This window comes from Cellulosimicrobium sp. JZ28, from assembly GCF_015327065.1.
GTDB lineage: Bacteria > Actinomycetota > Actinomycetes > Actinomycetales > Cellulomonadaceae > Cellulosimicrobium > Cellulosimicrobium funkei.
In genome coordinates, this window is sequence record NZ_CP017660.1 from 814,596 (window position 1) to 837,547 (window position 22,952).

The 22,952-nt window shown below is 73.6% G+C and carries 14 protein-coding genes and 1 riboswitch; of the genes, 9 read left to right on the forward strand and 5 right to left on the reverse strand.

Translation table 11 applies throughout. The annotated features are described in order from the left end of the window. Positions 1-139 precede the first annotated feature (139 nt). From BJP59_RS03675 to BJP59_RS03685, 3 genes are all read left to right on the forward strand, one after another. Positions 140-3,769 carry an ATP-binding cassette domain-containing protein gene (locus BJP59_RS03675; RefSeq protein ID WP_194522215.1) on the forward strand — a complete coding sequence of 1,210 codons (3,630 nt, stop codon included), beginning with the start codon at positions 140-142 and terminating at the stop codon, positions 3,767-3,769. Positions 3,770-4,047: 278 nt separating this feature from the next. Continuing rightward, positions 4,048-10,239 carry a pullulanase-type alpha-1,6-glucosidase gene (gene pulA / locus BJP59_RS03680; protein WP_194522216.1) on the forward strand — a complete coding sequence of 2,064 codons (6,192 nt, stop codon included), beginning with the start codon at positions 4,048-4,050 and terminating at the stop codon, positions 10,237-10,239. 116 nt (positions 10,240-10,355) lie between these two features. Next, complete coding sequence (locus tag BJP59_RS03685) at positions 10,356-10,838, forward strand: GNAT family N-acetyltransferase (RefSeq protein ID WP_194522217.1); 483 nt, start codon at positions 10,356-10,358, stop codon at positions 10,836-10,838. 31 nt (positions 10,839-10,869) lie between these two features. Here BJP59_RS03685 and purU read toward each other — a convergent pair whose 3' ends face one another. Further along, positions 10,870-11,784 (reverse strand): formyltetrahydrofolate deformylase, encoded by a 915-nt coding sequence (gene purU, locus BJP59_RS03690; RefSeq protein ID WP_194522218.1) that lies wholly within the window; start codon positions 11,782-11,784, stop codon positions 10,870-10,872. 120 nt (positions 11,785-11,904) lie between these two features. Between purU and BJP59_RS03695 the strand changes: the two genes are divergently transcribed. Beyond that, a complete protein-coding gene (locus BJP59_RS03695) occupies positions 11,905-12,411 on the forward strand; it encodes a GNAT family N-acetyltransferase (RefSeq protein ID WP_021481782.1) in 507 nt (168 codons plus the stop codon). A gap of 17 nt (positions 12,412-12,428) precedes the next feature. Here BJP59_RS03695 and BJP59_RS03700 read toward each other — a convergent pair whose 3' ends face one another. Continuing rightward, on the reverse strand, positions 12,429-13,226 hold the full coding sequence (locus BJP59_RS03700; protein WP_194522219.1) for an ATP-binding cassette domain-containing protein: 798 nt from the start codon (positions 13,224-13,226) through the stop codon (positions 12,429-12,431). Next, on the reverse strand, positions 13,223-14,437 hold the full coding sequence (locus BJP59_RS03705; RefSeq protein WP_086148893.1) for an ROK family transcriptional regulator: 1,215 nt from the start codon (positions 14,435-14,437) through the stop codon (positions 13,223-13,225). The genes BJP59_RS03700 and BJP59_RS03705 overlap by 4 nt, the downstream gene beginning before the upstream one ends. A 251-nt stretch (positions 14,438-14,688) precedes the next feature. On the opposite strand from BJP59_RS03705, the gene chvE reads away from it, so the two are divergent. The 5 genes from chvE to BJP59_RS03730 all read left to right on the forward strand — a co-directional run bounded on the left by chvE (position 14,689) and on the right by BJP59_RS03730 (position 21,157). Continuing rightward, positions 14,689-15,813: a multiple monosaccharide ABC transporter substrate-binding protein gene (gene chvE, locus BJP59_RS03710; protein WP_021482826.1), complete on the forward strand. Its 1,125-nt coding sequence runs from the start codon at positions 14,689-14,691 to the stop codon at positions 15,811-15,813. A 128-nt stretch (positions 15,814-15,941) separates the two neighbouring features. Next, positions 15,942-17,507 carry a multiple monosaccharide ABC transporter ATP-binding protein gene (gene mmsA, locus BJP59_RS03715; RefSeq protein WP_194522220.1) on the forward strand — a complete coding sequence of 522 codons (1,566 nt, stop codon included), beginning with the start codon at positions 15,942-15,944 and terminating at the stop codon, positions 17,505-17,507. Further along, positions 17,504-18,676 carry a multiple monosaccharide ABC transporter permease gene (mmsB, locus tag BJP59_RS03720; protein ID WP_194522221.1) on the forward strand — a complete coding sequence of 391 codons (1,173 nt, stop codon included), beginning with the start codon at positions 17,504-17,506 and terminating at the stop codon, positions 18,674-18,676. The genes mmsA and mmsB overlap by 4 nt, the downstream gene beginning before the upstream one ends. Before the next feature lie 100 nt (positions 18,677-18,776). Further along, a riboswitch (ZMP/ZTP riboswitch) is annotated at positions 18,777-18,909 on the forward strand. 80 nt (positions 18,910-18,989) lie between these two features. After that, a complete protein-coding gene (glyA, locus tag BJP59_RS03725; protein WP_021482754.1) occupies positions 18,990-20,279 on the forward strand; it encodes a serine hydroxymethyltransferase in 1,290 nt (429 codons plus the stop codon). Then, the gene (locus BJP59_RS03730; RefSeq protein WP_021482755.1) at positions 20,276-21,157 is read left to right on the forward strand and encodes a bifunctional methylenetetrahydrofolate dehydrogenase/methenyltetrahydrofolate cyclohydrolase; all 882 of its coding nucleotides are present in this window, start codon (positions 20,276-20,278) and stop codon (positions 21,155-21,157) included. Before glyA ends, BJP59_RS03730 begins: the two co-directional genes overlap by 4 nt. Positions 21,158-21,256: 99 nt before the next feature. On the opposite strand, the gene BJP59_RS03735 is transcribed toward BJP59_RS03730, so the two are convergent. Together BJP59_RS03735 and BJP59_RS03740 are read right to left on the reverse strand one after the other, a co-directional pair. Further along, positions 21,257-22,120, reverse strand: coding sequence for an ABC transporter ATP-binding protein (locus BJP59_RS03735; RefSeq protein ID WP_061266891.1), 864 nt, complete (start codon positions 22,118-22,120; stop codon positions 21,257-21,259). Beyond that, positions 22,117-22,944 (reverse strand): ABC transporter ATP-binding protein, encoded by an 828-nt coding sequence (locus BJP59_RS03740; protein ID WP_194522914.1) that lies wholly within the window; start codon positions 22,942-22,944, stop codon positions 22,117-22,119. The genes BJP59_RS03735 and BJP59_RS03740 overlap by 4 nt, the downstream gene beginning before the upstream one ends. Between the last annotated feature and the right edge of the window lie 8 nt (positions 22,945-22,952).

Sequence of the window (22,952 nt, forward strand, 5' to 3'; positions counted from 1 at the left end):
GCGTCCGGGGCCGACCCGAGCCGACCGGGCCGACGCGAGCCGGCCCGGGTCGTCCCCGCGCCGACCGGGCCGGGCAGGGGCCGCGGGCAGCGAAAATCCCTGCGTCGGCGGGGGTCGGTCGCCGTAGGGTCGTGGGGCCATGATCGACGCCTCCCTGCCGACCGAGCAGCCCACGAACTCCCCGTCCGACCCGCACGCCGCGCCGTCGGCCGCCGCCCCGCGCTCGACCGACCCCGCCCGGCGCCTGGACTGGCGCCGCCTGCGCGGGCCGCAGGCCGTCCTCGCGCTGCTCGCGCTCACCGTGGGCGCGGTCGGCGCCGCGCTGGGCACCGTCATCGCCGGGTGGCTCGCCGAGGACCCGACGACGGCGACGCTCCAGCTCCTCGCCGCGTGCGTCGTCGGCGCGGCGCTGCTCGACACCGTCGGCCAGGTCGTGTGGGCGGGCGTCGTCGACCGCGCCGAGGGCCGCCTGCGCGGCGACCTCCTCACCGCGGCGCTGCACCAGCCGCTCGCCACGCTCACGGAGCAGGCGGTCGGCGAGGTGCTCGACCGTGTCGACGACGACACGCACGCCGTCGGCACGCTCGTGCGCCGTCAGCTCTGGGGCGCGGGCCGCACCGTCGTCGGCGTGCTGCCGATGTGGGTCGTCGCCGGCCTCACCTGGTGGCCCGCGTGGGTCCTCTTCCCGGTGCTGGGGGCGGTCGCGTGGTTCATCGTGCGCCCGATGCTGGGCGAGATCGCGCGCCGCAAGGTCATCGAGGAGATGGCGTGGACGGACCACGCGGCAGCGTTCGAGGAGTCCGTCGCCGCGCGGGACGACCTGCGCACGAGCCTCGGGCAGTCGTTCGCGATCCGGCGCCTCGCCGAGCGCTCTGCCCGGGTGCACCGGAAGTTCGAGGCCGTGCTCGTCGTCGAGGCGCGCATGCTCCGCCGTGCCGGCCTCGTGCTCGCCTCGCTGCTCGCGGGCGTGGCCGTGGCGGGCGCCGCGCTCGCCGCGGACGGCGACCTGGGCGTCGACCGGCTCGTCACCCTGTTCCTCGTGACCGCGCTCTTCGTCGGGCAGGTGGACAACCTGGTCCACCACCTCCCGGACATCCAGGAGGGCCTGGGCGCGCTCACGCGCATCCGGCAGATGCTCGCCGTCGAGCCCGAGCCGACGGGCGGGCGCACGCTGCCCGCCGGGCCGGTCGGGATCGAGGTGCGCGACCTGCACTTCTCCTACGCCGAGGGCACGTTCGCGCTCGACGGGGTGGACCTGCACGTGCCCGCGGGGGAGACGGTCGCGCTCGTCGGGCGCACCGGCTCGGGCAAGTCGACCCTCGCGTCGCTGCTCTCGCGCGCGGTCGAGCCGCCGCGCGGTGCCGTGCTCGTCGGCGGCGTGGACGTGCGCGACCTCGACCTCCAGGCGCTGCGCGCGGCGGTCGGCGTCGTCACGCAGCGCACCGAGATCCTCGCGGGCACGCTCGCGGAGAACGTCGCGCTGTTCGCGGACGTCCCGCGCTCCGACGTCGAGGCCGCCGTGCGCGAGCTGCGGCTCGACGACTGGGTCGCGGGCCTGCCCGACGGCCTGGACACCCTGCTCGGTCCCGGCGGGACGTCGCTCTCGGCGGGGGAGGAGCAGCTCGTCGCGTTCGCGCGCCTGCTGGTCCGCGACGTGCAGGTCGTCGTGCTCGACGAGGCGACGGCGCGCATGGACCCGCTCACGGAGGCGCGCGTCGTCGCCGCGTCGGAGCGGCTGCTCGCGGGGCGCACGGGCGTGCTCGTGGCGCACCGGCTCACGACGATCGAGCGGGCCGGGCTGCTGGCTGTCCTCGACCACGGCCGGGTCGTGCAGCAGGGCGAGCGCGCCGCGCTCGCCCACGCCCCCGGTCCGTACCGCGACCTGCTCGTCGCGAGCGTCGCGCAGGACGGCGGACCGCGCGGCGACGACGTCGACGACCTCGCGCCCGGCGACCCGGCGCCCGCCGCCGCGCCCGCGGCCGCGCAGGACCATGCGGGCGCCGAGGGCGACACGCCCGCGGGCCCCGCCTCCGACGCGGTCGGCGGACGCCGACGGCGCGGCGAGCCGCCGGTCCTCGACGACCCGGGCGACGGGCCGAGCCTCGCGCGCGGCGTCGCGCACGCCCTGTTCGTCCGCCCGGCGTGGGGCGTGGTGGGCGCGGTCCTGTTCCTCGTCACGAGCCTCGTCTCGGCCCAGGGCGCCGTCACCGGCTTCCTCTGGGGCCAGGCGGTCCAGGACCTCGACTCCGGCTTCCCGGCGCGCCAGCTCGTGCCGCTCGCCGTGCTGCTCGTGGTCGCGCCGCTGTGCCTCGCGTGGGCGCTGTACGTCTACCCGCGCTGGTGGGTCGAGGTGCTGCTGCGCGTGCGCATGGCGGTGATGGCGGGCCAGACGCGTCAGCACCGGCTCACGGCCACGCCGCCCGGCGAGGTCGTCGCCCGTGCCATGGACGCCGACCGGTTCGTCCGGTACGCCGACCGCTGGGTCGACTTCGTCAACGGCCTCGTCATCGCGGGCGTCACCGCGCTGCTCAGCCGGTCGTGGCTCGCCGGCGCGGTGCTCCTCGCTGTCATGGTCGTGTCGGCGGCGGCGTCGGCGCTCGGGCGGCCGATCGCCGGGCGGTCGGCGACGCGGTCGTCGGCCGCGCGCGCCCGGTTCGGCCGCGCGCTCGTCTCGGCGCTCGACTCCGCGCGGACGGTGAAGCTCGCCGCCCGCACGCCGCAGGTGCACGCGCACCTGCGCGAGGTGGACGCCGGGCGCGTGCGCGCCGCCGTCTTCGAGCACCGCGTGCAGGCCGCGCTCGACGGCGTCCCGCTCGTCATGATCCAGCTCGGCGTCGTCGCGGCGTGGGCCGGGCTGCTCACCGGGACGTGGGACCTCGCGACGGCGCTCCTCGTCGCCAACGCCGTGACCGGCTTCGGCTGGTTCGGGGTCGTCGCGGGCGCCGTCGTGACCGAGGCGCCCGGCACGCGCTCGTGGCAGCGCGCGACGAGCCGGTTCGCCGCCGGGACGGACCTCATGGACCTGCCGCCCGGCGTCGACCTCCTCACCGGCGCCGCCCCCACGCCCGACCCGGGCCCCCGGCGGCCGCTCGAGCGGATCGACCTGGACGGCGTGACCGCGCTGCACGACGACGGCACGATCGGCGTCCAGGACGTCGACCTGTCCGTCGGCCGCGGCGAGCTCGTCCTGCTGCTCGGGCAGGTCGGCGCGGGCAAGTCGAGCCTGCTCTCGGCGCTCGCGGGCCTCATGGAGCACACGGGCCGCATCCGCTGGAACGGCACGGACGTCGTCGACGCCCAGACGTTCCTGCGGCCGGGCCAGGTCGCGCACGTCGCGCAGGTGCCGCGCGTGCTGTCCGGGACGTTCGCGGACAACGTGCGGCTCGGCCACGAGCGCGACGTCCACGGGCCCGTCGCGGCCGCGCGTCTCGAGCGGGACGTCGTCGAGGCGGGCGGGCACGAGGCCCTCGTCGGGCACCGCGGCGTCCGGCTCTCGGGCGGCCAGGTCCAGCGGCTCGCCCTGGCCCGGGCGCTCGCGACCGACGCCGAGCTCCTGCTGGCCGACGACGTCTCCAGCGCGCTCGACGCGGCGACGGAGATCGAGCTGTGGGAGTCGCTGCGCGAGCGGGGGACCACGGTCGTCGGCGCGACGTCCAAGCGCGCCGCGCTCGCCCGGGCCGACCGCGTGGTCGTGCTCGACGAGGGCCGGGTCGCCGCCGTCGGGCCGTGGTCCGAGCTCGCCCCGCGCTGGGGCCATCTCGCGGGCTGATCACCGCGACCTCCCGGACCCGGGGCCGCCCCCGTCAGGACCTCCTGAGCGGGGCGACCCCGGGTTCGTCGTGTCCCGGCAGCGGCATGGCACGGCACGCGTGCGGCGTTTGCCGAACCTTGCTGCAACTTTCTGCAACCAGTACAGTTCGCCTCAGCCGTACGCTGAGAAAGCCGCGGTCGACGTCGCCCGCTGCTGGTCCCGTCGTCCGCGTCCTTGCCGGCACCTGCCTGCTCACGCCTGCGGTCCCGCACCAGCCACCGGACGAGGGAGTCCTCATGACCTCCACGCCGCGACGTCGCCGCGTCCCGCGCACACCGTCGCCCCACCCATCCGACACCACGCCCCGCCGCACGCGCGGGGCCCGCACGACGGCGTCGGTCACCGCCGTCGCGCTCGCCACCTCGGGCCTGGCGGGCGTCACGCTCGCCGCGTTCGCCGCCCCCGCCGCGGGGGCCGACGAGCGCACGCTCGCCCTCGTGGGCGACCTCCAGTCCGAGCTCGGCTGCCCCGCCGACTGGGACCCCGCGTGCGCGGCGACCGAGCTCGCGCCCACCGACGCCGCCGGCGTCTGGTCCGCCGACTTCGAGGTGCCCGCGGGCACCTACGAGTACAAGGTCGCCTACGACGACGCGTGGGACGAGGCGTACGGGCGCGAGGGCGGCCAGGACAACGCGCCCCTCGTGCTCGGCGGCGACGCGACCGTGCGCGTCACGTTCGACGAGTCGACCCACCGCATCGCGCTCACGCCGCTCGGGCTCGCGGGCGGCTACGACGAGGCGCAGGACGCCGACCTCGTGGTGCCCCCCGTGCGCCAGCCCGGGTCGGACGAACGCTTCTACTTCGTCATGACCGACCGGTTCGCGAACGGCGACCCGTCGAACGACACGGCGGGGCTCGGCGACGACCCGCTCGTCTCCGGGTTCGACCCGACGAACAAGGGCTTCTACCAGGGCGGCGACATCGCGGGCCTGCGGCAGAACCTCGACTACGTCGAGGGCCTCGGCACGACGGCGATCTGGCTCACGCCGTCGTTCAAGAACCAGCCGGTCCAGGGCACGGGCGCCGACGCGTCGGCGGGCTACCACGGCTACTGGATCACCGACTTCACGCAGATCGACCCGCACCTCGGCACCAACGCCGAGCTCGAGGCGCTCATCGACGAGGCGCACGACCGCGGCATCAAGGTCTACTTCGACATCATCACGAACCACACGGCCGACGTGATCGACTACGAGGAGAAGCAGTACTCGTACGTCGACCAGGCCACGTCGCCGTACCGCGACGCCGAGGGCACCGTGTTCGACCCGGCGGACCACGCGGGCACCGGCGACTTCCCGGCGCTGGACGCCGCGACGTCGTTCCCGTACACGCCGGTCGTCCCCGCGGGCAAGGAGGACCTCAAGGTCCCGGCCTGGCTCAACGACCCGACGCTGTACCACAACCGCGGCAACTCGACGTGGACCGGGGAGTCCGTGACGTACGGGGACTTCGACGGCCTCGACGACCTCATGACCGAGCACCCGACGGTCGTCGACGGGTTCGTCGACGTCTACCAGGACTGGATCGACCTCGGCATCGACGGCTTCCGCATCGACACCGTCAAGCACGTGAACTTCGAGTTCTGGGAGACGTGGACCACCGAGGTCCTCGACTACGCGCACGCGCAGGGCAAGGACGACTTCTTCATGTTCGGCGAGGTGTACGACGCCGACGCGGCGAAGCTCTCGCCCTACGTGCGCAAGACGGACATGAGCTCGACGCTGGACTTCACGTTCCAGTCCGCCGCGACGAGCTTCGCGAGCGGCAACAGCGCCAAGGGCCTGGCGTCGCTCTTCGCGAGCGACGACATGTACACGACGCCGACGACGAACGCGCAGGCGCTGCCGACGTTCCTCGGCAACCACGACATGGGCCGCGTCGGGTACATGCTCGCGAGCACCGACGACCCGCTCGCGCGCGACGAGCTCGCGCACGACCTCATGTACCTGACCCGCGGGCAGCCGGTCGTGTACTACGGCGACGAGCAGGGCTTCGCGGGGAAGGGTGGCGACAAGGACGCGCGCCAGACGCTGTTCGCGACCCAGGTCGACGAGTACGCCGACCAGCCGCTCGTCACCGGCGAGCAGGCGGGCAGCGTCGACCGCTTCGGCACCGACGCGCCGCTCTACGCGCACATCGCCGAGCTCGCCGCGCTGCGCGAGGCGCACCCGGCGCTGGCCGACGGCGCCCAGGTGGAGCGCTACGTCGAGAACGGCGCGGGCGTGTACGCGTTCAGCCGCGTCGACCGCGAGGAGAAGGTCGAGCACCTGGTCGCGCTGAACAACGCGGCGCAGGAGCGGACGGCGACGTTCACGACCCTCACGCCCGGCGCCTCGTACGAGGTGCTCTACGGCGAGCAGGCCGCCCCCGTCACCGCCGACGCGGACGGCGTCGTCACGCTGACCGTCCCGGCGACGGGCACGGTCGTGCTGCGGGCCGACCGCGAGGTCGGCGCGGACTCGTCGGGCGACATCGCCCTCACCGTGCCGCAGGCCGGCGGAGCGGTCACGGGCGTCGCGCCCGTGACCGCCACGGTCGACGCGGACGCGTGGGCCGAGACGTCGTTCGCGTGGCGCGAGGTCGGGAGCGCCGAGTGGCACCCGCTCGGCACCGCGGAGGACACGGCGCCGCGCGTCTTCCACGACGTCGCGGGGCTCGCCGACGGCACGCTCGTCGAGTACCGCGCGGTGACGACCGACGCCGACGGCGACCGCGCCGCCGCGTCCACGTTCGCGAGCGTCGGGGTCGACGTGAGCGGGATCGTGGGTGAGGAGCCCGAGCCCGAGATCGACCTCGTGACCGTGCCCGGCAGCCACAACGCGGCCATGGGCTGCGCGGGCGACTGGGCCCCGGGCTGCGAGGCCGCGAAGCTCACGAAGCGCGCGGACGGCGTCTACGCGGGCACGTTCGACGTCCCCGCCGGGACGTACGAGTACAAGGTCGCGATCAACGGGTCGTGGACCGTGAACTACGGCGTCGGCGGTGTGCAGGACGGCACCAACGCGACGTACACGACGGCCGGCGGCCCGGTGACGTTCTACTGGGACCCGGTGAGCAAGGACTTCTCGAGCACCGCGCAGGGGCCGATCGTCACGCTCGCGGGCTCGTTCCAGGACCAGGTCGGCTGCCCCGGCTCGTGGGCGCCCGACTGCCTGGCGTCCTGGCTCAAGGACCCGGACGGCGACGGCGTCTACACCTGGTCGACCGACCGCCTCGCGGCCGGCGCGTACGAGGGCAAGGTCGCGCACGGCCTGAGCTGGGCCGAGAACTACGGCGTCGGCGGCGCGCGCGACGGGGCGAACTACCAGTTCTCCGTCGGCGACGGCGAGCTGGTCACGTTCTCCTACGACCTCGCGTCCCACGTCCTGACGATCGACGTCGCGAACCCGCCGCTGCCCGGCACCGGCCAGCAGGCCGCGCACTGGGTGCGCGAGGGCGTCGTCGCCTGGCCGGGCGACCTCGGCACGGGCGACGAGTGGACCCTGTGGTCCGCCCCCGAGGGCGGGCTCTCGGTCACCCCGGGCGGCGCCGACGGCGAGGTGCAGGCCCCGGAGGGCACGGCGTCGTACAGGCTCCAGGTCGACCCGTCGGGCCTGCCCGACGACGTCGCGGCCGAGTTCCCCGCGCTCGCCGGGCACACCGCGCTGCGCGTGCTCGACGACGGCGAGCCGCTCGACCGCGCGGAGGTCGAGGCGGCGCTCACGGGCCAGCTCCTCGTCACCCGGGCCGACGACGGCGCGCTCACGGCCGCGACCGGCGTCCAGGTGCCGGGCGTCGTCGACGACCTGTTCGCCGAGGACGCCGCCGAGCGCGAGCTCGGCGTCTCGTGGCACGCCAACGGCAAGTGGGCGTCGTTCGCGCTGTGGGCGCCGACGGCGAAGGCCGTCTCGGTGCTCGCGTGGCCCGCGGGGGCGTCGCTCGACGACGACCCGCGCCGGTTCGAGGCCGCGCGCCAGGCCGACGGCACGTGGACCCTCGACGGCAAGGCGGCCGACAAGAAGCTCGGCGGCGCGGCCGTCGGCTGGAAGGGCGCGCGCTACCTCTACGAGGTGCAGGTCTACGTCCCGAGCACGGGGAAGGTCGAGACGAACGTCGTCACCGACCCGTACTCGGTGGGCCTGACGCTCGACTCGACCCACTCGGTGGCCGTCGACCTCGACGACCCCGCGTTCCGCCCGAGCGCGTGGGAGGGCACGCCCGCCCCGGTCGTCGAGCGGTCGGTCGACCAGACGATCTACGAGCTCCACGTCCGGGACTTCTCGATCTCCGACGAGACGGTCCCGGCGGAGCGGCGCGGCACGTACCTCGCGTTCGCGGAGAAGGACTCGGCCGGCATGACGCACCTGCGCGAGCTCGCGGACGCGGGCGTCACCACGGTGCACCTGCTCCCGACGTTCGACATCGCGTCGATCCCCGAGGACCGCGAGGCCCAGGCCGCGACCGGCGACCTCACCGGGTTCGCGCCCGACTCGCCCGAGCAGCAGGCCGCCGTCGCGGCGGTGCAGGCGCAGGACGGCTTCAACTGGGGCTACGACCCGTGGCACTTCAGCACGCCCGAGGGGTCGTACGCGGTCGACGCGGACGGCGGCGCGCGCGTGGCCGAGTTCCGCACCATGGTCGGCTCGCTCCACGGTGCCGGGCTGCAGGTCGTGCTCGACCAGGTGTTCAACCACACCGCCGCGAGCGGGCAGGACGCGAAGTCCGTCCTCGACAAGGTCGTGCCGGGCTACTACCACCGGCAGAACCCGACCACCGGCTCCGTCGAGACGAGCACGTGCTGCCAGAACGTCGCGACCGAGCACGCGATGGCGGGCAAGCTCATGGTCGACTCGGTCGTCACGTGGGCGAAGGACTACCGCGTCGACGGGTTCCGCTTCGACCTCATGGGCCACCACTCGAAGCAGAACATGCTCGACGTCCGGGCCGCGCTCGACGAGCTCACGCTCGCCGAGGACGGCGTCGACGGGAAGTCCGTCTACCTGTACGGCGAGGGCTGGGACTTCGGCGAGGTCGCGGGCAACGCGCTGTTCGAGCAGGCCACGCAGGGCCAGCTCGGCGGCACGGGCATCGGGACCTTCTCCGACCGGCTGCGCGACGCCGTGCACGGCGGCTCGCCCGTCGACGGCGCCACGACGTTCACGCAGGGCTTCGGCACGGGCCTCGCGACCGACCCGAACGGGCAGCCCGCCCGGGCGGGGGAGCCGGGGACGGTGAACGACGGGTCCGCGGACGAGCTCGCCGACCTCGGTCACCAGACCGACCTCGTGCGCCTCGGCCTCGCGGGCAACCTGCGCGACTACACGCTCGTCACGTCGACGGGCGAGGAGAAGCGCGGCGACGAGATCGACTACCGCGGGGCGCCGGCCGGCTACGCCGACTCGCCCGAGGAGGTCGTGACCTACGTCGACGCGCACGACAACGAGACGCTGTTCGACCTGCTCGCGCTCAAGCTCCCGGCCGACACGCCGATGGACGAGCGCGTGCGCATGAACACGGTCTCGCTCGCGACCGCGGCGCTCTCCCAGACGCCGTCGTTCTGGCACGCGGGCACGGACCTGCTGCGGTCGAAGTCGCTCGACCGCAACAGCTACGACTCGGGCGACTGGTTCAACGCGATCGACTGGACCGGTCAGGACAACGGGTTCGGCAAGGGCCTGCCGATGGCGGCCGACAACGAGGACAAGTGGCCGCTCATGGCCCCGCTCCTCGCGGACCCGGCGCTCAAGCCGTCGCCCGACGACATCGCCACCGCGTCGGCGCAGGCGCAGGACCTCCTGCGGCTGCGGCACTCGACCGAGCTGTTCCGGCTCGGCGACCCGGAGCTCATCCGGGAGAAGGTCACCTTCCCGGGTGCGGGGCCGGACCAGGTCCCGGGCGTCGTGGCGATGGCGGTGGACGACACCGTCGGCACCGACGTCGACCCCGCGCTCGACGGTCTGCTCGCCGTCTTCAACGCCTCCCCGGACGAGGTCACCGTCCCGCTGTCCGCGCTCGCGGGCCGCGAGTACGTGCTCTCGCCCGTGCAGCAGGAGGGGAGCGACGACGTCGTGCGCAGCACCGCGTGGGACGCGGCCACCGGTACGGTGACCGTCCCCGGGCGGTCCGTCGCCGTCCTGGTGCAGCCGCAGGCCGGGGCGGAGCTGCCCGTGTCCGTCGACGTGCAGACGCGCTGCCTCGCGGGCAAGGCGTACGTCGCGGTCCGGGCGACGAACGACGGCGCCGTGCCGGTCGACGTCCGGCTCGCCACGCCGTTCGGCGAGAAGCGGGTCGCGGACGTCGCGCCCGGCAAGAACGCCTACCAGTCGTTCGCGACCCGCCAGAAGGCGGTCGCGGCCGGCGAGGCCACGGTGACCGCCACCGCGGTGGTCGACGGCGAGGAGGTCACCTCGACCTTCACCGTCGAGCACGAGGCGGTCACCTGCTCCTGAGCCGAACGCCGAGGTAGAGCCCTGGTCCTCACCAGGGCTCTACCTCGGCGGACCGTGGCTCTACCTCGGGAGCTTCCTGTGCTCTGTTCGCGGGGCGGGTGCTACGGTCGCGAGCCGTGACCACCTCGCCCCGGCCCGCCGTCCGCCCGACGGCGGGTCTCGCCTTCCGCGCGGCCGTCGCCGCCGACCTGCCCCGCGTGGTCGAGCTCATCGCCGACGACGCGATCGCCCGCGACCGCACCGGCGACGTCGGCCCGGAGCACGAGGCCGCGTTCGCCGCGATCGACGCGGACCCGAACAACGCGCTGGTCGTCGTGGAGCGTGACGGCGAGGTCGTGGGCACCATGCAGCTCACCGTGGTCCCGGGCATCTCCCGCCGCGGAGCCTCCCGGCTGCTGGTCGAGGCGGTCCGCGTGGAACGCCGGCTGCGGGGCCAGGGCGTCGGCCGGGCCATGATGGCGTGGGCCCACGCGTGGGGGCGGGACCGTGGCTGCACCCTCGCGCAGCTCACGTCCGACAAGCGGCGCGACGACGCCCACCGCTTCTACCGGTCGCTCGGCTACGAGCAGTCCCACGAGGGGTTCAAGCTGCCGCTCTGACGGCGGCCGCCCGCGGCCGCCGTCCGGGGCGTCAGCGGAAGACCACCGTGCGGTGCCCGTCGAGCAGCACCCGGTGCTCGGCGTGCCACCGCACGGCGCGCGCGAGCGTCTGGCGCTCGACGTCCTCGCCGATCGCGACCAGGTCCTCGACGCGGCGGGAGTGGTCCACGCGCTCGACGTCCTGCTCGATGATCGGGCCCTCGTCGAGGTCGCCGGTCACGTAGTGCGACGTCGCGCCGATGAGCTTGACACCGCGGTCGTGCGCCTGGGCGTAGGGCCGCGCGCCCTTGAAGCTCGGCAGGAACGAGTGGTGGATGTTGATGATGCGGCCGGGCATCTCGCGGCACAGGTCGTCGGAGAGGATCTGCATGTAGCGCGCGAGGACGACGAGCTCGACGTCGAGCTCGTCGACGAGCGCGCGCAGCCGGGCCTCCGCCTCGGCCTTGGTGTCGCGGGTCACGGGCACGTGGTGGAACGGCTTGCCGTAGAAGGTCGCGATGTCCTCGAGGTCCCGGTGGTTGCCGACGACGCCGACGACCTCGATCGGCATGGCCTGCGAGCGCTCGCGGTAGAGCAGGTCGACGAGGCAGTGCGGCGCCTTCGAGACCATGAGCAGGGTGCGCACCCGGCGCCCCACGACGTCGAGCTGCCACGTCATCGCGAAGCGCGCCGCGACCTCGCCGACGGCGTGCTCGATCGCGTCGCGCGACGCGGCCGCCGTGACCTGGACGCGCATGAAGAACAGGCCCGAGAGCGGGTCGCCGAACTGCTGCGACTCGGTGATGTTGCCGCCGAGGCGTGCGAGGGCCCCCGCGACCGCGTGCACGATCCCCGGACCGTCGGGGCACGAGAGCGTGAGGACCCAGTGCGTGGGGTCGTCGGTCGGGGGCTGTGCGGCGGGGGCGTCGGTCGCGCGGGGCGCGACGCCGGGGTCAGTCGTGGACACCCCTCAGAGGGTAGTCGCGCACCCCGGCGGGTGCGGTCGCCGTCCCGCCCGCGGACGGGGGCACCCGACATCACCCGGGACGCCGCGGTACCGCACGCGGATGTCTGACACCATGAGCCCATGAGCGACGCGCAGATCACGACCCGCCTCGTCACCGACGCCGAGGCAGGTGAGCTCCTGACCCTGCGCCGGGCGGCGTTCGTCACCGAGGCGCAGCTGTACCAGGACCCGAACATCCCCCCGCTGACCCAGACCCTCCACGAGCTGCGCGAGGACCTCGCGCGCGAGGACGTCGTGACGATCGGCGCCTGGCTCGGCCCGCGCCTCGTCGGCTCCGTGCGCGTCGAGATCGAGGAGACCAAGGCGACGCTCGGACGGCTCGCCGTGGCACCCGACATGCAGGGACGCGGCATCGGCACGCAGATGCTCTTCGAGGTGCTGCCGTACCTGCCGGAGCAGACCACCGAGATCTGGGTCTTCACGGGCAAGGACTCCAAGCAGAACCTCGCCATGTACACCAAGCACGGCTACGAGGAGCAGTACGACAAGGCGGCCGGCGACCTCACCTACACCTACCTGCGCCGCATCCTCGGCGCCGCCGAGGTGGGCGACGAGCCCCGCGCCTGACGGGCGTCGCGGGGCCCTCAGCCCCGCGGGCCGAAGGGTCCGGCGCTCACCCGGTCGCGCGAGCCGCCGACGCCGGTCGTCGCCCCGGTGATCGCGGCGATGATCTCCTCGTAGCTCGCGCCGGGGCCCGAGAAGCTGCCGTTGTTGCGTCCGTGGCGCAGCACCTCGACGCGGTCGGCGACGGCGCGCACGTCGGTCATGTTGTGGCTGATGAGGATGACCGCGTGCCCCATGTCGCGCAGCCGCTGGATGTGCGTGAGGACCTCCGCGGACTGCGCGACCGAGAGCGCCGCGGTCGGCTCGTCGAGCACGACGATCCGTGGCTCGCCGAGCAGCGTGCGCGCGATCGCGACGCTCTGGCGCTGCCCGCCGGAGAGCGTCGAGACCGGCACCCGCACCGACGGCACGCGGGCGTTGAGGTCGGCGAGCACGCGGCGCGCGGTCTCCTCCATGGTGACCTCGTCGAGCCCGCGTCCGCGGCGCAGCTCGCGCCCCAGGTAGAGGTTCGACACGACGTCGAGGTTGTCGCACAGCGCGAGGTCCTGGAAGACGGTGGCGATGCCGAGGGCGTGCGCGGCCACGGGGCTCGGGATGGTGACGGGCACGCCGTCGGACTCGATCATGCCGGCGTCAGGGGTGAGCACGCCCGCGACGATCTTCGCGAGCGTCGACTTCCCGGCGCCGTTGTCGCCGACGAGCGCCACGACCTCGTGGCGGTGGATCTCGAGCTCGACGCCGCTGAGCGCCTGGACGGCGCCGAAGGACTTGTCGATGCCGTGCAGCGCGAGCGCCGGCGGGGCGGGGGTGGAGGTCACGACGGGTCACCTTCGGTGGAGGGGGAGGGCGCGACCGCGAGGCCGTCGTTGGCCAGGTCGGTCGCGGCGAGCGCGAGGGCGAGCGCGCCGAGGATCTCGGCGCGGGCGCCCAGGTCGGAGGCGAGGACCTCGACCGGGGCGATGGTGTTGGGCACGAGGTGGCGGCGCATCGACTCGCGCAGCGGGTCGAGGAGCACGTCACCGGTCGCGGCGAGCTCGCCGCCCACGACGACGGCCCGGGGGTTGAGCGCGGTCGCGAGGGCGGCGACCACGGCGCCGATGCGGTCCCCCGCGTCGGCGACGACGCGCCGGCAGCCGGGGTCGCCGTCGAGCGCCTCCTGGACGAGGTCGTTCAGGGTGAGCTCCCCGTGGCTCGTGCGGACGAGCGCGAGCAGGGCGTCGGAGCCGACGACGGTCTCCAGGCACCCCCGGTTGCCGCACCGGCAGATGGGCCCGGACGGGTCCACCTGGACGTGGCCGATCTCGCCCGCGGTGCCGGCGTAGCCGCGGTGGAGCCGGCCCCCGAGGACGATGCCGGCGCCCGTGCCGTACGACGCGCGCACGAAGATCGAGTCGCGGTATCCCCGGGTCGCGCCGAGCTGGTGCTCGGCGAGCGCCGCGAGGTTGGCGTCGTTGTCGACCAGCACGGGCCGGGCCAGGCGCTTGGCGAGCACCTGGCCCACGTGGACGTCGTCCCACCCGCGCAGGACGCCGCGCACCGAGATCATCCCGGTGTCCTCGTCGACGGGGGCGGGCAGGGCGACGCCGACGGTCAGCAGCTCGTCCATGGAGGCCCCGACGCGCTCGAGCAGCTCGACGACGAGCAGCGCGGCACGATCCAGGCCCGTGTCGAGGCGGTGGTCGACGGGCAGCGGCATGTGCTGCTCGGCGAGGATCTCGCGGTTCGGGTCCCCGAGTGCCACGGTGAGGCGACGCCGCCCGAACTGGACGGCGGCCACCACGCCGAGCCGCCGGGCCAGCGTGACCATCTGCGCGCGGCGCCCGGAGCGGGACGCGGGGCGCGTGTCGACGACCCCGGCGCCCGTGAGCTCCTTGACGATCGTCGACACGGTCGCCGTCGAGAGCCCCGTCGCCTCCGCGAGCTCGACCTGGGTCAGCCCTCCGTAGCGACGGATCGCGTCGACGATCCGGAGTCGGTTCGCTTCTCGGAGGGAGGTCTGCGATCCGGGGGTGGACCGGTCGCTGTTCACAGGCCGCAGATTACACGCTCGGCCCGTTCTCGGACGGGTCGGAGCGAGGCTCACCCGATGAGTTAGAGCCTCGAACACAATTCGGTAAAGGTGGCCACCTAGCGCTTGACTGTCGAACTCAACCCTGGCTACGTTCCCTGCCGTGCCCGTGGAAGCGGTCCCGTCCGACGTCGGACGCCCGCACGAGAGCCACGGCCCGTCGTGCCGCCCGGGAACGGGGGCACGGCCTTCGACGACGAGAGGGAACGACGATGACGTCCTTGCGCAGAAGGGTCGCCGCGCTCGCGGGAACCGCACTCCTGGCCGGTTCGCTCGCCGCGTGCAGCGCGGAGCGGGCGAGCGAGTCGGGTGACGGCGAGACGACCGCCGACGCGGGGGAGACCCTCGTCGGCATCGCGATGCCGACCCGCAGCCTCGAGCGCTGGAACAACGACGGCGAGCACCTCGAGGGCCTGCTCCAGGAGGCCGGTTTCGAGACGACGCTGCAGTACGCCGACAACAAGGTCGACCAGCAGATCACGCAGCTCCAGAACATGATCAACCAGGGCGCCGACGTGCTCGTCATCGCCTCGATCGACGGCACCGCGCTCGGCCCGGTGCTCGACCAGGCGGCCGAGAACGACGTCCCGGTCATCGCGTACGACCGCCTCATCAACGGCTCCGAGCACGTCGACTACTACGCGACGTTCGACAACGAGCTCGTCGGCACGCTCCAGGGCCAGTTCATCGTCGACCAGCTGGGCCTCGAGGGCGGCGCCGGGCCGTTCAACCTCGAGCCGTTCTCCGGCTCGCCCGACGACAACAACGCGAAGTTCTTCTTCAAGGGCGCGTGGGACGTGCTGAGCCCCTACGTCGAGTCGGGCCAGCTCGTCGTCCCGTCCGGCAAGGCGCCCGCGACGGCCGACGACTGGGCGTCGATCGGCATCCAGGGCTGGGAGTCCGCGAAGGCGCAGTCGGAGATGGAGAACCGGCTCAACTCGTTCTACACGGACAAGAAGGTCGACGTCGTCCTGTCGCCGAACGACTCGCTCGCGCTGGGCGTCGAGCAGGCGCTCGAGGGCGCGGCCTACACGCCGGAGGACTGGCCGATCGTCACCGGGCAGGACGCCGACGAGGCGAACGTGAAGAACATGCTCGCGGGCAAGCAGTCCATGACGGTGTGGAAGGACACGCGCACGCTCGGCGACCAGGTCGCCACGATGGTCCAGCAGATCGTCGAGGGCGGCGAGGTCGAGGTCAACGACACCGAGACGTACGACAACGGCGCCAAGGTCGTGCCCTCGTACCTGCTCCCGCCGGAGGTCGTCACCGCCGACACGGTCGAGGACCGGCTCGTCGGGTCGGGCTTCTACACCGCCGAGCAGCTCGGTCTGTGACCGGGGCGGGGCTGCCGCGCGCCGCCCCGCCCGCTCGCCCGGCCCCACGGCCACCCGTGGGGCCGGGCGGGACCACCCGAACGCCGGGCGGCGTCGTCGACCCGCCCGTGGACCAGACAGGAGCTGGGATGGTTCTCGAGAACGTGCTCGAGACGGGGAACATCCTCGAGATGCACGCCATCAGCAAGGAGTTCCCCGGGGTCAAGGCGCTGCAGGACGTGACGCTCGAGGTGCGTCGCGGCGAGGTGCACGCGATCTGCGGGGAGAACGGGGCCGGCAAGTCGACCCTCATGAAGATCCTGTCCGGGGTGTACCCGCACGGCTCGTACACGGGCGACGTCCTCCTGGACGGCCGGCCCTGCGAGTTCCGGGGGATCCGCGACAGCGAGGCGCGCGGCGTCGTCATCATCCACCAGGAGCTCGCGCTCGTCCCGTTCCTCTCGATCGCCGAGAACATCTTCCTCGGCAACGAGAAGGCGAGCGGCGGCGTCGTCGACTGGAACCGGACGGCCGCGGAGGCGGCCCTCCTGCTCGAGCGGGTGGGGCTCGCCGAGAGCCCCGCGACGCTCGCGGCGGACATCGGGGTCGGCAAGCAGCAGCTCGTCGAGATCGCCAAGGCGCTGTCCAAGCGCGTCGACCTGCTCATCCTCGACGAGCCGACGGCAGCGCTCAACGACGAGGACAGCGCGCACCTGCTCGGCCTCATCGACCAGTTCCGCGAGGCCGGCATCACCTCGATCATCATCTCCCACAAGCTCAACGAGATCGCCGCGATCGCCGACCGCGTGACGATCCTGCGCGACGGGCGCACGATCGAGACGCTCGACCTGCACGGCGACGAGCCCGTGAGCGAGGACCGGATCATCCGCGGGATGGTCGGGCGCGCGCTCGAGAGCCGGTTCCCGGCGCGCGAGCCGTCGGTCGGGGCCGAGGTCCTGCGGATCGAGGACTGGACGGCGCACCACCCCGTCGACAGCGAGCGCGTCGTCGTGGACCACGCGAACCTCACGGTGCACGCGGGCGAGATCGTCGGGCTCGCCGGCCTCATGGGCGCGGGCCGCACCGAGCTCGCCATGAGCGTGTTCGGGCACGCGTACGGCACGCGCATCTCGGGGACCGTCTACAAGGACGGCGTGCCCGTGCGCACGCGCACGGTCGCGGAGGCGATCTCGCACGGGCTCGCGTACGCGACCGAGGACCGCAAGCGCTACGGCCTCAACCTCATCCAGACGATCCGCGAGAACATCTCCGCGTCCGCGCTCGGCAAGGTCGCGCGCTGGGGCGTCGTGCAGCGCGAGGAGGAGGTCACGGTCGCGGAGCGCTACCGCCGCGACTTCGGGATCAAGTCGCCCACGGTGGAGTCCCTCGTGGGCAAGCTCTCCGGCGGGAACCAGCAGAAGGTCGTGCTCGGCAAGTGGGTCTTCTCCGACCCCGACGTCCTCATCCTCGACGAGCCCACGCGCGGGATCGACGTCGGCGCCAAGTACGAGATCTACTCGATCGTCAACGCGCTCGCCGACGCGGGCAAGGCCGTCCTCGTGATCTCGTCCGAGCTGCCCGAGCTCCTCGGGATCTGCGACCGCATCTACGCGATGAGCCAGGGGCGGATCACGGGCGAGGTCGCCCGCGCCGAGGCGACGCAGGAGACCCTCATGCACTACATGACCATGGACAAGGGAGTCACCGTCCGATGAACGCCGTCAGGGAGTACCTCGGCCGCAACGTCCGCCAGTACGGCATCGTCGCGGCTCTGCTCGTCATCGTCCTGCTCTTCCAGGTGCTCACCGACGGGCGCCTGCTCTACCCCAACAACGTCGCGAGCCTCGTGCAGCAGAACGCCTACGTCATGGTGCTCGCGATCGGCATGGTCATGGTGATCGTGGCCGGGCACATCGACCTGTCCGTCGGGTCCGTCGTGGCCTTCGTCGGCGGGCTGTGCGCCATCATGATGACGCAGTGGGAGCTGCCCTGGCTCGTCGCCGTGCTGCTCTCGCTCGTCGTGGGGGCGCTCGTCGGCGTCTGGCAGGGCTTCTGGGTCGCCTACGTCGGCATCCCCGCGTTCATCGTGACGCTCGCCGGGATGCTCGTCTTCCGCGGGCTCGCGATCGTCCTCGTCGGCACGACCGTCGCGGGGCTGCCCGGCGGCTTCAAGGCGATCAGCAACGGTTCCCTGCCCAACTGGTTCGGGTTCGTCGGCGACCTCGACGTCGTCACGCTGTGCGTCGGGGCGATCGGCGTCGTCGCGTTCGCCGTCGCGCAGTGGCGCTCGCGGACCGCGCTGCGCAAGCACGGGCTCTCGGTCGAGCCGATGTCGGCCTACGTCGTCAAGGTCGTCGTCGCGGCCCTGCTCATCGGGGTCGTCACGTACTGGCTCGCGCTGAGCGCGGGCGGCACGCCGATCGTGCTCCTCATCGTCGGCGCGCTGATCATCGCGTACTCGTTCGTCCTCAACCGCAGCGTGTTCGGCCGCCACGTCTACGCGATCGGCGGCAACCGGCACGCCGCCGTCCTGTCGGGGGTCAGCGCCAAGCGCGTCGACTTCGGCATCTTCGTCAACATGGGCGTGCTCGCCGCGGTCGCCGCGGTCATCACGACGTCGCGCGCCGGGGCCGGCGTCGCGGGCGCGGGCGTCAACTACGAGCTCGACGCGATCGCCGCGTGCTTCATCGGCGGGACCGCGGTCACGGGCGGCGTCGGTCGCATCTCGGGCGCCATGATCGGTGCGCTCATCATGGGCGTCCTCAACATGGGCCTGTCGATCATGGCCGTCGACGCCGCGTGGCAGCAGGCGATCAAGGGCCTGGTCCTGCTCGCCGCGGTCGCGTTCGACATCGTCAGCAAGCGCCGCGCGGCGCTGCGCTGACCGCCCGCGCGGGCGTCGCGCCGTCGGGCACCTCCGCACGGGGGTGCCCGACGGCGCGCGTCCGGGAGGGCTCCCGCGGCCCGGGGGCGTGGGTTAGGATCGATCGCGTCGCGACTGGCGCAACCCGCCCCGACGCCTCGTGCCCCGCACGAGCCGTGGGCCGGGGGATGGTGGATCACCACCGGGGAGCGGCACGCTGTGCAGACGACGGGTCGTTCGCCTGGGCCCCGGGTCACCCCCTGGTGGGGCGTACCCGGCGAGCCGGGAACGTGACCACCGACGACGACTGCCAGACACCCGCGGAGGAGACGCCATGAGCGCCCAGCCAGCCGACAACGTCCTCGACACCCCGCTCGCCGAGCTCGACCCCGAGATCGCGGCCGTCCTCGACGGGGAGCTCGCGCGCCAGCGCGACACCCTCGAGATGATCGCGTCCGAGAACTTCGTCCCGCGCGCCGTCCTGCAGGCGCAGGGCTCCGTGCTCACCAACAAGTACGCCGAGGGCTACCCGGGCCGCCGCTACTACGGCGGCTGCGAGCAGGTCGACATCGCGGAGAACCTCGCGATCGCCCGTGCCAAGTCGCTGTTCGGCGCGGAGCACGTCAACGTCCAGCCGCACTCGGGCGCCCAGGCGAACGCCGCCGTCCTGCACGCGCTCATCAACAAGGGCGACCGGATCCTCGGCCTCGAGCTGGCGCACGGCGGCCACCTCACGCACGGCATGAAGATCAACTTCTCCGGCAAGCTCTACGACGTCTCCGCCTACGGCGTGGACCCGCAGTCGTACCGCGTCGAGATGGACGAGGTCCGCAAGCAGGCCCTCGAGACCCGCCCCGACGTCATCATCGCCGGCTGGTCCGCGTACCCGCGCCACCTCGACTTCGCGGCGTTCCGCGAGATCGCGGACGAGGCCGGCGCGAAGCTGTGGGTGGACATGGCGCACTTCGCGGGCCTCGTGGCCGCGGGCCTGCACCCGTCCCCGGTGCCGTACGCGGACGTCGTGTCCTCCACGGTCCACAAGACGATCGGCGGCCCCCGCTCCGGCTTCATCCTCAGCAAGGAGGAGTACGCCAAGAAGATCGACTCGGCCGTGTTCCCGGGCCAGCAGGGCGGCCCGCTCATGCACGTCGTCGCGGCCAAGGCCGTGTCGTTCAAGGTCGCGGCCACCGACGGCTTCCGCGACCGCCAGGAGCGCACCCTGCGCGGCGCGAGCATCATCGCGGACCGCCTGACCCAGGCCGACGTCGCCGAGGCCGGCGTCTCGGTCCTCACGGGCGGCACCGACGTGCACCTCGTCCTCGTCGACCTGCGCCACTCGGCGCTCGACGGCCAGCAGGCCGAGGACCTCCTGCACGAGGTCGGCATCACAGTGAACCGCAACGCCGTGCCGTTCGACCCGCGCCCGCCGCGCGTCACGTCCGGCCTGCGCATCGGCACGCCGGCGCTCGCGACCCGCGGCTTCGGCGACGCCGAGTTCACCGAGGTCGCCGAGATCATCGCGACCGCGCTGCGCGAGGGTGCCGCGACCGACGCCGACGCGCTGCGCGCCCGCGTGCAGAAGCTCACGGCCGACTTCCCGCTGTACCCGGGCCTCCAGCAGTGACCGCGCGGATCCTCGACGGCAAGGCCACCGCCGCCGCGATCAAGGCGGAGCTCAAGGACCGCCTCGCGGTCCTCGCGGAGAAGGGCGTCCTGCCCGGCCTGGGGACGCTCCTCGTCGGCGACGACCCGGGGTCGCAGTGGTACGTCGCGGGCAAGCACCGCGACTGCGCGGAGGTCGGGCTCGCGTCGATCCGGGAGGACCTGCCGGGCGACGCGACGCAGGAGGACATCGAGGCCGCCGTCCGACGCCTCAACGAGGACCCGGCCTGCACGGGGTACATCGTGCAGCTCCCGCTCCCGCGGGGCATCGACACGAACCGCGTGCTCGAGCTCATCGACCCGGCCAAGGACGCGGACGGGCTGCACCCGACCAACCTCGGCCGGCTCGTGCTGCGTGTCAACGAGGAGGTCACGTCGCCGCTCCCGTGCACGCCGCGCGGGATCATCGAGCTCGTCGAGCGGCACGGCATCTCCCTCGCGGGCAAGGAGGTCGTGGTCGTGGGGCGCGGCGTCACCGTCGGCCGCTCGATCGGCCTGCTGCTCACGCGGCGCGCGGTCAACGCGACCGTGACGCTGACGCACACCGGCACGACGGACCTCCCCGCGCTCGTGCGCCGCGCCGACGTCGTCGTCGCGGCCGCGGGCGTCCGCGGGATCGTCACGCGCGACATGGTGAAGCCCGGCGCCGTCGTGATCGACGTCGGCGTCTCGCGCGAGGTCGACCCGGAGACCGGCAAGAGCCGCGTCGTCGGGGACGCCGCGCCCGACGTCGCCGAGGTCGCCGGCTGGATCTCGCCGAACCCTGGCGGGGTCGGCCCGATGACGCGCGCGATGCTCCTCGCGAACGTCGTTGACGCGGCGGAGCGCGCCTCCGCCTGACGTCCCGAGCGGTCCGGCCCGGCGCCCCGTGCGCCGGGCCGGGCTCCGGACGCGGTGCGGCGAGGACCGTCGGCCGGACGTGGCGGCGACCGTCCGGCCTCAGGTCCCCCCACGGGCCAGGACGAGCATGCGCTCCTCGATCGTCGCGGGCACGGGCTCGACGCGCGCTTCGGTCCCCGTGCCCGCGAGAGCGGTGCGGACGCTCTCGACGCTCGAGTCCGCGACACGCACCGACCGGCCGTCGAGGGTCACCGGGAGCCCCGCGCGGTCGAGCGCGGAGAACGCGGTCGCCCAGTCGTCGGTCCGCACGGCGAGCGCGCGCGTGTCACCGATGATGTCGCGCTCGCTGCCCTGTGCGACGAGCCGTCCCTGCGACATCAGCAGGAGCCGGTCGCACTGCTGCGCCTCCTGCATGTAGTGCGTGGTGACGAGGACACCCACGCCGTGGTCGGACTGCTCCCGGATCGTGTCCCACAGGCGGGCGCGGGCGAGCGCGTCGACGCCGGACGTCGGCTCGTCGAGCAGGACGGCCTCCGGGCGGTGGGACAGGGCCGCCACGAACGCCGCCCGGCGTTGCGTGCCGAGGGGCAGAGCGCCGACGAGGACGTCGGCGTCGCCCGCGAGATCGTCCGGGATCCGCGCGGCACCGGTGCCGTACGTGGCGCCGACGAAGTCGAGGTTCTCCCGCAGCGTCATGTCCGTGTACAGGCCGAGGTTCTGCGGCAGGTAGCCGATGCGACGACGGCGGCCGCGGTTCGGCGGACCGCCGAGCATCTGTACGCTCCCCGCCGTCACCGGCAGGAGCCCGAGCAGCATCCGCATGAGGGTCGTCTTGCCGGCACCGTTCGCCCCGAGCAGTCCCACGACCTCGCCCGCCCCCACCCGCATCGAGACGTCGTCGACGGCGGGGAACGACCCGAACCGGCGCGTCACGCGCCGGGCCACGAGGACGGGATCGGTCATCCGAGGACCTCCTGGGGTGAGCGCCGCGCGAGGGAGAGCGCGATGACGATGTCCTCCAGGTCGGGCTCCACGACCGGCAGGTCCGGCGGGGCGGCCGCGCCGGGCCAGTACTCGTGCCGCTCCCTGCCGCGACGCCACGACCAGGCCGGGCGCCGCGCGACGCGGCCCCGGGTGACGGTGCCACGGAAGCCGGCACGGACGTCGTCGTACGAGCCCTGGACGAGCACCCGGCCCTCGTCGAGGACGACGAGGTGCCCCGCCCGCTCCGCCTCGTCGAGGTACGTCGTGGACAGGACGACGGCCGCCCCTGAGGCCGCGGCCTGCGAGACGAGCCGCCACAGGTCGACGCGGCTGACGGGGTCGACGCCCGTGCTCGGCTCGTCGAGGACGACGAGCCTCGGCTCGTGCACGACGGCCAGGCAGAACCCGAGCTTGCGGCGCATCCCTCCCGAGAGCCGGGAGGCGAGCCGGTCGGACGCCCCGGTCAGGCCGGCGCCGGCCAGCAGGGTGGCGCGCCGGGTCTCCAGCGCCGCCCCGGTGAGCCCGTAGACCCCGCCCACGAAGTCGATGTTCTGCGCCACGGTGAGGGCCGCCCAGCTCCCGGACGAGGCAGGGAGGAACCCCAGCTGCGCCTTCTCTGGGGAGCTGACGTGCCCGGAGTCGGGGACGACCTGCCGCACGAGGGTCCGCAGCAGCGTCGTCTTGCCGGCGCCGTCGCCGCCGACGACCGCGACGACCTGGCCGGCGGGCACCTCCACCGTGACGTCCTGGAGCGCGCGCCGCTCGCCGAAGGACACGCTGACGGACGTGACGCCGTAGCTCATGCCGCGCC

What these genes read in the sequence shown, in the direction of transcription:
- BJP59_RS03675 (WP_194522215.1), top strand. Translation starts at nt 140, where the DNA reads ATGATCGACGCCTCCCTGCCGACCGAGCAGCCCACGAACTCCCCGTCC.
- pulA (WP_194522216.1), top strand. Translation starts at nt 4,048, where the DNA reads ATGACCTCCACGCCGCGACGTCGCCGCGTCCCGCGCACACCGTCGCCC.
- BJP59_RS03695 (WP_021481782.1), top strand. Translation starts at nt 11,905, where the DNA reads ATGAGCGACGCGCAGATCACGACCCGCCTCGTCACCGACGCCGAGGCA.
- chvE (WP_021482826.1), top strand. Translation starts at nt 14,689, where the DNA reads ATGACGTCCTTGCGCAGAAGGGTCGCCGCGCTCGCGGGAACCGCACTC.
- mmsA (WP_194522220.1), top strand. Translation starts at nt 15,942, where the DNA reads ATGGTTCTCGAGAACGTGCTCGAGACGGGGAACATCCTCGAGATGCAC.
- mmsB (WP_194522221.1), top strand. Translation starts at nt 17,504, where the DNA reads ATGAACGCCGTCAGGGAGTACCTCGGCCGCAACGTCCGCCAGTACGGC.
- glyA (WP_021482754.1), top strand. Translation starts at nt 18,990, where the DNA reads ATGAGCGCCCAGCCAGCCGACAACGTCCTCGACACCCCGCTCGCCGAG.
- BJP59_RS03735 (WP_061266891.1), bottom strand. Translation starts at nt 22,120, where the DNA reads ATGACCGATCCCGTCCTCGTGGCCCGGCGCGTGACGCGCCGGTTCGGG.
- BJP59_RS03740 (WP_194522914.1), bottom strand. Translation starts at nt 22,944, where the DNA reads ATGAGCTACGGCGTCACGTCCGTCAGCGTGTCCTTCGGCGAGCGGCGC.